The organism is Bacillus sp. FJAT-14266, assembly GCF_001719225.1.
Lineage (GTDB): Bacteria > Bacillota > Bacilli > Bacillales > Bacillaceae > Bacillus > Bacillus subtilis.
The window spans coordinates 346,279-357,482 of record NZ_CP017072.1; the positions used below are offsets into that span (position 1 = coordinate 346,279).

An 11,204-nucleotide genomic window follows, 5' to 3' on the forward strand; every position below is an offset into this window, starting at 1 on the left:
TAGCCCCCTATCGTCTAAGATCTATGGGCTGTTTCATATGTGATTAATTCCAACACCGAATGTCTCGTGCTCAAGACCTTTAATCGGCGCCCCGATTGTTCCGTAAAGCGAGACAGCAATCCAATCGCCTTCCGCTTCACTTTCATAAGGATTTCCCCTCAAAACGGCAAACCTCAAGCCCACCGTCCGAAGCAGCGATCCTAGCAGCATTTCACCTCTGGTCACGCCATGCAAAGCCTCCATCGTCGCATGATAAAGCGCATGTGACTCCCGATAACCCTCAGATTGAATGACACCGCTCTTTTTGGAAGCGGTTTCAATTGCGGCTACTACTTTATGCGCGTCCATTGATCCTACCTTGCCAAGACAGACCTTCCATCCGTCTCGCTCCAGCTCCTCAACCTGCGTACTTTCTTCCGCCTCATTCAGCAGCAGGAGAACAGACAGCCGGCCGATCCGACGCTCTTTATGCAGTGTCATATGAATCACTCAATTCCTAAAAATTCTGATAACTATTAACTGAGTATTATATTAATTGGTTCAGCAGCAGAAGTCAAAAGATTTTTTACAGTCTTTAACAAGTTAGATTGCTATTGTAATAGCGCGACGCAGAAAGCAGGATGGGTTTTTTCAGCACATTGCATACGATACCCTGACAGAAGTGGAAGCGGCCGCTGTCATATTGCTGACAATGATGGCTAAAGTGCCCAAAAGAGGCGTAGTTACCGGAGAAAAGTCGACGACTTCACAAGGCTGGACAAGGTATTCATTACGTACGCAAATGTAGAAACAGAAGTAATTGAAGAAGGAGAAACAGCAAAAGAGTTGAACTATGAAGGAGAGGATATGCAAGCAACAAGTTCTGCGCAAAACAGACAGACATCAGTCTGACTATGTAAGTGAAGTGAGAAATCACCTATCCGTTTGAATATGAAAACATTCGGCCTTCCTAAAGGGCCGGTGTTTCTTCATAGAAAATGTAAGCGTTTAAAATTTAATAAAAAAGAGAGGCGAATTGTTTAGATGTTCAACCGATTGTTCTGTGTATGTTTTCTTGCAGCTCTTATCATGGCCTTCACCCTCCCAAACTCCGTCTATGCACAAAAACCTATATTTAAAGAAGTCAGCGTCCATGACCCTTCCATCATTGAAACAAACGGCACTTTTTATGTTTTTGGATCTCATCTCGCTTCAGCTAAATCGAATGACCTCATGCAATGGCAGCAGCTGACCACCAGCGTAAGCAATGACAACCCACTTATCCCGAATGTCTATGAAGAATTAAAAGAAACCTTCGAATGGGCGCAATCCGATACTCTTTGGGCGGCTGACGTCACGCAGCTGGCGGACGGCAAATACTACATGTACTACAACGCCTGCCGCGGCGATTCGCCAAGATCCGCCATGGGTGTTGCCGTTGCTGACAACATCGAAGGCCCATACAAAAACAAAGGCATCTTTTTGAAATCAGGAATGGAAGGCACAAGCAGCGATGGAACACCGTATGACGCAACCAAACACCCGAATGTCGTCGACCCGCATACCTTCTTTGATAAAGACGGCAAGCTGTGGATGGTGTACGGATCATACTCAGGCGGCATTTTCATACTTGAAATGAATCCGAAAACGGGCTTCCCGCTTCCTGGGCAGGGATACGGGAAAAAACTGCTCGGCGGCAACCACAGCAGAATCGAAGGCCCGTATGTTCTCTACAATCCAGACACCCAATACTACTACTTATACCTATCATATGGCGGTCTCGATGCAACAGGCGGCTATAACATCCGTGTGGCCAGCTCCAAGAAACCAGACGGCCCTTACTATGATGCAGAAGGCAATCCAATGCTCGACGTCCGCGGCAAAGAAGGCACATTCTTCGACGACCGTTCCATCGAACCATACGGCGTCAAACTCATGGGCAGCTACACTTTTGAAACAGAAAATGAAAAAGGCACCGGGTACGTCTCACCAGGCCACAACTCCGCATACTATGACCAGAAAACCGGGCGTTCCTATTTAATCTTCCACACCCGCTTCCCGGGCAGGGGTGAGGAACACGAAGTCAGAGTCCACCAATTGTTCATGAACAAAGACGGCTGGCCGGTAGCAGCGCCCTATCGTTATGCGGGCGAAACATTGAAAGAAGTAAAACAAAAAGACATCACAGGAACATACAAGCTCATTCAGCACGGAAAAGACATCTCAGCCGACATCAAAAAACCCATCAACATCCAGCTCAACAAAAACCACACCATTTCCGGGGAAATGACCGGAACATGGCAGAACACCGGAAAGAATACAGCTGAACTTACGTTAGCTGGCAAGAAGTATAATGGCGTATTTTTACGCCAGTGGAATTCGGTGAGAGAGAAGAACGTGATGACGTTTAGTGTGTTGAATGGCAGCGGTGAGGCTGTATGGGGATCTAAATAAGATGGAGAAGCGCCTTCTAGAGAAGGCGCTTTTTTATGAGTTTTATTGACTATAAGAAATGGTTGAGCGAGAGAAAAAACAGAAGTGATAGCGGGGTTCAAGACCTAAACGAAAAGTCCCCATTATGATGATTCTCCCTCTTACAAAGTTATGAAATTGAATTTTTAGCTATTTAGAACCGGGATAAAGTTCCTCAAGACAATCCTTTTTACCTATTTATCCAATATGACCCATCATGTAATATGAAAATAGTCTGTATTGTCAAGAATTGACACAGTTTGATAGAAACACGAGGTGTTGCGGCATGCATAGTGAAATGTTGTTACATTCGGTAAAAGCCGACTTACATGAAAAGCAGGAACAGATCCATCAGTTAAAACGAGTGCTGCACGAAATCAGGCAAATCAAACACGAATTCTCCGAGGCCCAGCATCTCATTCACCGGCCTCATCTTAACCGGGAGGCATGGAGAGGAACACATGCTCAGCGGTTTGAAGATATTCGTGAAGGAATGAACAAAGCATATCAGCAAATCAAAAGCGATCAAGTCAGCGGAATCATCGAAAGCATAGAAGGAAAAATCCATTCATTAGAGGGCGATGTGTATTCTATAAGACGCCAAATCACGAGGATAGAGCATGAAATAGAGAAGGAAAAACATAAAAAGTGAGGTGAGCACAAATGGCACAGGAAATCAAAATGGTCTATGGCACAGTGAAGCAAGGGCTCTCTCAGCTTAAGAATTCAGCGGAACTCAAATCCTCCTTGCCCGGCCATCTCTCAGGCAGAAACCATTTGAATGTTGTAAAGTCCATCGAGCAATTAAATAAGGACATCAAAGAGCTCACTGAAGCATATGCGTCTGTTCTGGCCAAGCATATCGCACAAACGGAAAGCGCGGTAAACGCCATGAAGGAAACGGACGAAAACATATCATCTTCCATGAAATAAAGCGCGGGAGGACAAGGGATTGAAAACATTAGATGTCCATGCTCTTCACGAGGGCATTCAGCATACGATTGAGAAACTGGACAAGCAAAAACAACAGCTGGAGAAGCTGGAAAAAAGCGTTGAGCACCTGGCAGGCATGAAGGATGCGCTAAAAGGAAAAGGCGGAGATGCCATCCGGACTTTTTACGAGGAGTGTCACAAGCCTTTTCTCCTTTTCTTTGGCATGTTTATCGACGAATACAAAAAAGTGCTGAAACAAACACAGCATGCGATTTCCTCTGTAGAATCTGACTCCCACGGCATGATTGCAGAGGCTTTTCTCTCACACGATGCAAGACACGGGGTCAAGCATGCACGAGAAGTGACAGAGCAGCTCACTGACGCAGTCAATCGCCAGACATCAGCCATCGGCCACATCGTCAGCTTGCCGGCAGTCAATGATACCTTTTTCCGAATGGAAACAGAACAGGCTGAGCGACTGATTTCGGACACCCTGCATAAGCTCTTTCAATTTGACGGCCAGCAAACCCAAGCACTAGAAACCGCAAAATCAGATTTTCAAACGATGAAAAAATATATAGACCAGCTCGAAACCATGTACACCGATCCGAAAATTGAAATCACAGGCTACAAAAGCGGCTCTATCCTGAAATCACAGGAAGAAGAAAACATCAACCAAACCTTCGGCGCGATTAACCCGCAAATGAAGCAGGCGGATGATTCTCCGCTGGAGATGATGCTGAAGAAATTAGCCGAGAATGAAAAGTCTAAAGTGGATTCAGTTGTCAAAACGGGTGATTCTAAAAAGGTAAGTAAAAATATCATCGTTATCAATGGTAAAGTGTATAATACGAGTGAACATAGAGAACATATAAAAACTGATTTCTCAAATGCAGAGGTTAAGCAAGTCGTTTATAATGATACACTTTACAATGTATACATATCTGGTAATGACATGAAGCTTGAACCTGTCGTCTCGCTTTCGGACATTAAAGTGGATGAGAATGGATATGTGAAAATTTTGGAGACGGCTGTAGAACTTACCGGCGTGTATGATCTTTTTAAGGCAGCCACGGGCAGAGATCCGGTATCAGGCGAAAAAGTCACAGGGAAAGACCGTGTTGTTGCCTCCATAAACTCAGTACCATTTGCCAAAATAGCTAAGTTAGAAAAGTTAATAGATATTAATAAACTTATTAATGATGGGAAAAAGGCTAAGAAGGCTTCGGAAGTTAAAAACGTTGCTAAGGATAAAGGGAAAATTGCGAATGATGTAAGTGGATCTGCTAATAAAATTAATTCTGATTTAATAAAAAAGTATGCTAGAGATATAGAACAACGCACAGGTAGAGAATTACCTAAAAATCAAATAGATAAATTAAAGGAAGCATTAAGAAATAAAGAATATAAAAAAATGTCACCAATAGAGACTGCAAAACACAGGACTAAATTTGATAAAGTAAAAAATAAAGTTATAAAAGAATGGGAAGAAAACACTGGACAAAAATGGCCTGTTTATAAGGAAAATGTTGTATCTGAAAAAACAGGTAAAATTATTAGAAAAAAAGGGGATAAGTATGATGCTCACCATATAATTGAAAATACTTTTGGCGGAGAACATGAATGGTGGAATATGCATCCAGCAAAATTTCCTAACGAGCATCAAGCTGGGATTCATGGTACAGGCTCACCAGCAAATGAATTATTTAAAGGAGGCAAAAAAAAATGAGTTATAATTTTATAAAATCAAACAAAGAAAATGATTTTTATCCAGTGAATCAAAGTGAGATTGAAGAGGTTGAAAAAAATTTAAACTTAAAATTACCTAGTGAATTAGTGAATTTTTATTTAGAAGTTGGCTATGGGTTTATTAAAGGATCAGAGTTTAATACTAATCGCATTTTGGATCCATATTCTGTAAGAGACTTTCGATTGAGGATAAATGACTTTGAATTTTATCCTGACATAGAAATATATGATGAGTTTGAGAATGATAAATTAATATTTTTTGAAGGTAGTGAATCGGCATTAATGTCAATTGAATTAAATGATAATAATAAAAATCCGATTTACTATTATGATATTCAAATTGCAACTTCTCTTACCGAGTTCTTAAGAAAAATAGAAGAGAATGATCAGTATTATCTTGATTTATTAGATGATGAATGATTTTAACATTATCCCGTTACCTCTCCCTTAAAGGAGCATCAATAAACAGAAGGACCCTGTTTTTCAATTTTTGGCTGGAACATTCCATCAAGATATTGAAACTCCTGATGACGCTATACAAGAGTTATTAACAGAGGAAAGTAAGGAATATTTGGAGAATGCTATTGTCTTTTTAACGGATTTTATTGAAAGTGAGCATTCAGATAATAAGAAAAACGATTACATTCAATCTTGCGCAGATGGCGTGTATTTTCCTGCGTTTAATTTAGAACCAATAGATTGGCTAAAGAATGTAATAGTACAGATAAAGAAGTCTTTAAAAAAAAATTTAAACGGTAACGATTTATAACCTTGATTGGAAAAAAATCCTTTCAAGGTTTTTAATTACAATAATTTTTTATTGAAGTTAATACTAAGTTCAAATCTTTATGATTACTTTTGTTCTAGAAACGATAGTCAACACCAAAAATGAAAGCGTTGACATCACGCGAATCTAGTGCTAAAGTATACCTGCAAACAAATAAAACGACCCGTCAGGATTGTTACTGCGAAAGCAGGCAAAACCTAAATGGTGCAGGTGCAGGAGGAGACTCTCGCAATCTGTGTCATTTAGGTTTTTTTTATTCTCTTTTAGGAGGTGATGCAGCATTTGATACAAAAAAAGCTGGTGAAAGGCGGCCACCTTTCTCCCAGCAGTCCCCCCATAAAAAGGAGGTATACACATGGATTATGATAAATTATCGAAGGACATATTACAACTCGTAGGCGGTGAAGACAACGTTCAGCGCGTGATTCACTGCATGACGAGGCTGCGTTTTAATCTTCATGACAATTCGAAGGCGGATCGCAGTCAGCTGGAGCAGCTGCCTGGAGTGATGGGCACCAATATCAGCGGCGAGCAGTTTCAAATCATTATCGGAAACGATGTGCCGAAGGTGTATCAGGCGATTGTGCGGCACAGCAATCTCAGTGATGAAAAGAGCGCTGGTTCATCCTCTCAGAAAAAGAATGTGCTGAGTGCGGTCTTTGATGTGATTTCTGGTGTGTTTACCCCGATTCTGCCTGCGATTGCGGGAGCGGGGATGATCAAAGGGCTTGTTGCGCTGGCAGTTACGTTTGGCTGGATGGCGGAGAAGAGCCAGGTTCATGTCATTTTGACGGCTGTCGGTGACGGTGCGTTCTACTTCCTGCCGCTCCTGCTAGCGATGAGTGCGGCGAGAAAATTCGGAAGCAATCCGTACGTAGCGGCAGCCATTGCGGCGGCGATTCTGCATCCGGATTTGACAGCCCTGCTCGGTGCGGGGAAACCGATTTCCTTTATCGGGCTTCCTGTAACCGCTGCCACTTATTCGTCAACGGTCATCCCAATTTTGCTGGCGATTTGGATTGCTTCGTACGTAGAAAAATGGATTGACCGTTTTACACACTCGTCTCTCAAATTGATTGTGGTTCCGACGTTGACATTATTGATTGTCGTGCCACTGACATTGATTACAGTCGGTCCGCTTGGTGCTATTTTAGGAGAATACTTGTCTTCTGGGGTCAATTATTTGTTTGATCATGCAGGGCTTGTGGCGATGATTTTGCTGGCGGGAACATTCTCTTTAATCATTATGACGGGCATGCATTATGCCTTTGTGCCAATTATGATCAACAACATCGCTCAAAACGGCCACGATTATTTACTGCCAGCTATGTTTTTGGCGAATATGGGGCAGGCAGGCGCATCATTTGCCGTCTTCCTTCGCTCCAGAAACAAAAAATTTAAATCACTCGCGCTTACCACGAGCATCACGGCGCTGATGGGGATCACAGAACCTGCGATGTACGGCGTGAATATGCGATTGAAAAAGCCGTTTGCGGCCGCTTTGATTGGCGGTGCAGCCGGTGGCGCGTTTTACGGCATGACGGGTGTTGCTTCCTATATCGTCGGGGGAATGCAGGTCTCCCGAGCATCCCTGTCTTTATCGGCCCAACGTTTATTTACGCGATGATCGGCCTTGTGATTGCGTTTGCGGCGGGAACAGCAGCTGCGTATTTGCTTGGATTCGAGGATGTGCCTTCTGACGGCAGCCAGCAGCCGGGCAGCAGAGAGATTATTCATAGCCCGATTAAAGGAGAAGTGAAAGCATTAAGTGAAGTCAATGATGGAGTGTTTTCTGCCGGGATCATGGGAAAAGGATTTGCCATAGAGCCTGAAGAAGGAGAAGTTGTGTCGCCTGTTCGTGGAAGCGTTACCACCATTTTTAAAACAAAACACGCAATTGGCATTACGAGTGATCAGGGAGCTGAAATACTCATACACATTGGATTGGACACGGTGAAGCTGGAGGGACAATGGTTCACGGCTCACGTCAAAGAAGGCGACAAGGTCGCACCGGGAGATCCGCTCGTGTCCTTTGATCTGGAGCAAATCAAAGCCGCGGGATATGACGTCATTACCCCGGTGATCGTGACCAACACAGACCAATATTCATTTTCGCCGGTGAAAGAGATCGGTAAAGTGCAGACAAAAGAAGCGCTGCTTGCTTTATCTTGAAAAAACTAATGGGGTGATCAATATGAGTTCAAACGCAAAACGATTTCCAGAAGGATTTTTATGGGGCGGCGCAGTTGCTGCCAACCAAGTGGAGGGTGCTTATAACGAGGGTGGTAAGGGGCTTTCGACAGCTGACGTATCGCCGAACGGGATCATGTCTCCATTTGATGAATCAATGACTTCCTTGAATCTGTATCACAACGGGATTGACTTTTATCATCGTTATAAAGAGGATATCGCCTTATTTGCAGAAATGGGATTTAAGGCGTTCCGCACATCGATTGCGTGGACGAGAATTTTTCCGAATGGCGATGAAGAGGAGCCCAATGAAGACGGCCTCAGATTTTATGATGATCTGTTTGATGAGCTGTTAAAGCATCATATTGAGCCTGTCGTAACCATCTCTCATTATGAAATGCCGCTCGGTTTAGTGAAAAATTATGGCGGCTGGAAGAATCGCAAAGTCATAGAGTTTTATGAACGCTATGCCAAAACGGTTTTCAAACGCTATCAACACAAAGTGAAGTATTGGATGACGTTTAATGAAATTAACGTAGTGCTCCATGCGCCATTTACCGGAGGCGGTCTTGTTTTTGAAGAAGGAGAAAACAAATTAAACGCGATGTACCAGGCGGCACACCACCAATTTGTGGCCAGTGCTCTTGCTGTCAAAGCGGGTCACGACATCATTCCTGATTCGAAAATCGGCTGTATGATAGCGGCAACGACAACCTATCCGATGACTTCTAAGCCGGAGGATGTCTTCGCGGCAATGGAGAATGAGCGCAAAACACTTTTCTTCTCAGATGTTCAGGCAAGAGGCGCATACCCGGGATATATGAAACGCTATCTGGCAGAAAACAATATTGAAATTGAAATGGCTGAAGGCGATGAAGAGCTCTTGAAAGAACATACGGTGGATTATATTGGATTCAGCTACTACATGTCGATGGCGGCGAGCACAGATCCGGAAGAGCTTGCAAAATCAGGGGGCAACCTGCTGGGCGGAGTCAAAAACCCTTACCTCAAATCATCAGAATGGGGCTGGCAAATTGATCCGAAAGGCTTACGCATCACGCTCAACACCTTATACGACCGTTATCAGAAGCCGCTGTTCATTGTTGAAAACGGCCTTGGCGCTGTAGACAAGGTTGAAGAGGACGGCACGATTCAGGACGATTACAGAATCAACTATCTGCGTGATCATTTAATTGAAGCGCGCGAAGCCATTGCGGACGGCGTTGAATTAATCGGATACACATCATGGGGGCCAATTGACCTTGTCAGCGCATCTACTGCGGAAATGAAAAAACGCTACGGTTTCATTTATGTGGACAGGGACAATGAAGGAAATGGAACATTTAACCGCATCAAGAAAAAAAGCTTCAACTGGTATCAGCAGGTCATCGCCACAAACGGAGAGAGTATCTGACAAATTTTTGAAAACTCATGCGCTTCAATTGACAATAACGAAATGCAGGCTGACAATAAAAGAGAAAGATGAACCACCCACAGTCCGAAAGGCGGGAAGAGCATGTTTAACAAAATGTTAGTAGCGATTGACGGATCAGACATGAGTGCAAAAGCGCTTGATGCCGCAGTGCATTTGGCAAAAGAGCAGCAAGCGGAACTAAGCATTCTTCATGTGGGGAGAGAAGCCGTCGTCACGACTTCTTCTCTGACGGGAATTGTCTATGTGCCTGAACACTTTATTGATGAAATCAGGAACGAGGTTAAAAAAGAGGGCCTGAAAATCCTTGAAAATGCAAAAGAAAAAGCAGCCAAAAAAGGCGTTCAAGCTGAAACCATTTACACGAATGGCGAGCCGGCGCATGAGATACTAAATCACGCAAAAGAGAAAGGCGTCAGCCTGATTGTAGTTGGTAGCCGGGGGATCAGCGGCCTGAAAGAAATGATGCTTGGAAGCGTCAGCCATAAAGTGTCTCAATTATCAACATGCCCGGTTTTGATTGTTCGATAGATTTGTAAAAAAAGCGCCCTTGGGCGCTTTTTTTTATTTAGAATAGAAGTGTTATAATATCTACATGTAAAAAAGAGGAATTCTATGTGTAGATTTCTGAATTCACAAAAAACAGTTTATGCTATGCAGTATTGGAGGTAGAATACGCTTGATGCAGCAAGATCTCTCAATCACACCAAAACAAAAATCAACAGCCGTAATCAAAATGGTCATCTCTATGGTGATTTTCGGCTCCATCGGCTTTTTCTCAGAGCATACCAATCTGCCGTCATTTGAATTGGTCTTTGTCCGCTGCCTTTGCGCAACGCTATTTTTAGGCCTTTGCTGGCTGGCGTCCGGCCAGTATAAAACTGAAAAATGGAGCAAGAGAGACGTGCTGCAAACATTGGCGTGCGGTTTCTTTCTTGTATTCAACTGGGTGTTTTTATTTAAGTCTTTTGAAGAAACGTCCGTTACAATTGCCATCTCCGTTTATCATCTAGCGCCGGTGCTTGTTCTTCTTCTGGGGAGCTTCTTCTACAGAGAGAAATTAAATGTGATCTCCGTCAGCTCCATTATCATCTGCTTTCTGGGAACTGCGCTGATTTCCGGGATTAACGGCAGCACTTCATTGACACAGCTGATGGGATCAGGGATCATATGGGCAGTTCTCGCCGCACTGTTTTATGCGTTCACCACTTTATTGGGAAAAGGCATTCACAATCTCAGTCCTTACACGACCACCTTCTTGCAGACGGGTTTAGGGGTTATCATCTTGATTCCGTTTATTCACTTTGGCGCTTTTGCTGACCTATCTCAGGGAAACTGGATTATGGTGGTATCTACCGGCATCATCCATACGGGTATTGTATATTTGTTGTTTTTTGACAGTTTGCGATTTTTATCAACGAAATTTATTTCAATTATTGTATTTCTCGACCCCGCTGTCGCAATCGTGCTCGATACCGTCTTCACAGGCTTCCGCCCTGACCTCTATCAAACGCTTGGCATCGTAATGATCTTTGCGGGCATGGCCTTGACGCTTGTCAGGAGGCAGGGGAAGGTGAATGTGGCAGCTGAGGGTACGGATATTGAACAAATGCAATAATGGAAAATGTAAAAAGGCCTATGCGGCCTTTTTTTGTTTTAGGT

General features: G+C 43.5%; 10 protein-coding genes and 2 pseudogenes. 11 read left to right on the forward strand and 1 reads right to left on the reverse strand.

Annotated features, from left to right (window positions below; all coding sequences use genetic code 11):
* Positions 1-33: 33 nt before the first annotated feature.
* On the reverse strand, positions 34-480 hold the full coding sequence (gene hutP / locus BGM23_RS01905; RefSeq protein WP_003243875.1) for a histidine utilization transcription antiterminator HutP: 447 nt from the start codon (positions 478-480) through the stop codon (positions 34-36).
* Positions 481-795: 315 nt separating this feature from the next.
* On the opposite strand from hutP, the pseudogene BGM23_RS22080 reads away from it, so the two are divergent.
* The 11 genes and pseudogenes from BGM23_RS22080 to BGM23_RS01960 all read left to right on the forward strand — a co-directional run.
* A pseudogene (locus BGM23_RS22080) lies at positions 796-891 on the forward strand (hypothetical protein); the annotation flags it as partial.
* Positions 892-1,023: 132 nt separating this feature from the next.
* The gene (abnB, locus tag BGM23_RS01915; RefSeq protein WP_032676949.1) at positions 1,024-2,433 is read left to right on the forward strand and encodes an arabinan endo-1,5-alpha-L-arabinosidase AbnB; all 1,410 of its coding nucleotides are present in this window, start codon (positions 1,024-1,026) and stop codon (positions 2,431-2,433) included.
* A gap of 304 nt (positions 2,434-2,737) precedes the next feature.
* Entirely contained in the window at positions 2,738-3,103 is a 366-nt protein-coding gene (locus BGM23_RS01920) for a YwqH-like family protein (protein ID WP_003218945.1), read from the forward strand.
* Between the two features lie 11 nt (positions 3,104-3,114).
* Complete coding sequence (locus BGM23_RS01925) at positions 3,115-3,384, forward strand: YwqI/YxiC family protein (protein ID WP_003218942.1); 270 nt, start codon at positions 3,115-3,117, stop codon at positions 3,382-3,384.
* Between the two features lie 19 nt (positions 3,385-3,403).
* A complete protein-coding gene (gene yxiD / locus BGM23_RS01930) occupies positions 3,404-5,113 on the forward strand; it encodes an LXG family T7SS effector ribonuclease toxin YxiD (RefSeq protein ID WP_046664026.1) in 1,710 nt (569 codons plus the stop codon).
* Positions 5,110-5,553, forward strand: coding sequence for a type II toxin-antitoxin system antitoxin YxxD (yxxD, locus tag BGM23_RS01935; protein ID WP_003244256.1), 444 nt, complete (start codon positions 5,110-5,112; stop codon positions 5,551-5,553). The genes yxiD and yxxD overlap by 4 nt, the downstream gene beginning before the upstream one ends.
* A gap of 37 nt (positions 5,554-5,590) precedes the next feature.
* Positions 5,591-5,902 (forward strand): contact-dependent growth inhibition system immunity protein, encoded by a 312-nt coding sequence (locus BGM23_RS01940; RefSeq protein WP_046664025.1) that lies wholly within the window; start codon positions 5,591-5,593, stop codon positions 5,900-5,902.
* A 373-nt stretch (positions 5,903-6,275) separates the two neighbouring features.
* Positions 6,276-8,092 (forward strand): annotated as a pseudogene (gene bglP, locus BGM23_RS01945) (PTS beta-glucoside transporter subunit IIABC).
* A 22-nt stretch (positions 8,093-8,114) separates the two neighbouring features.
* Positions 8,115-9,524, forward strand: coding sequence for an aryl-phospho-beta-d-glucosidase (gene bglH, locus BGM23_RS01950; protein ID WP_046664053.1), 1,410 nt, complete (start codon positions 8,115-8,117; stop codon positions 9,522-9,524).
* A gap of 102 nt (positions 9,525-9,626) precedes the next feature.
* On the forward strand, positions 9,627-10,073 hold the full coding sequence (locus BGM23_RS01955) for a universal stress protein (protein ID WP_046664023.1): 447 nt from the start codon (positions 9,627-9,629) through the stop codon (positions 10,071-10,073).
* 151 nt (positions 10,074-10,224) lie between these two features.
* Positions 10,225-11,160: a DMT family transporter gene (locus BGM23_RS01960; RefSeq protein WP_038428163.1), complete on the forward strand. Its 936-nt coding sequence runs from the start codon at positions 10,225-10,227 to the stop codon at positions 11,158-11,160.
* Positions 11,161-11,204: the final 44 nt, after the last annotated feature.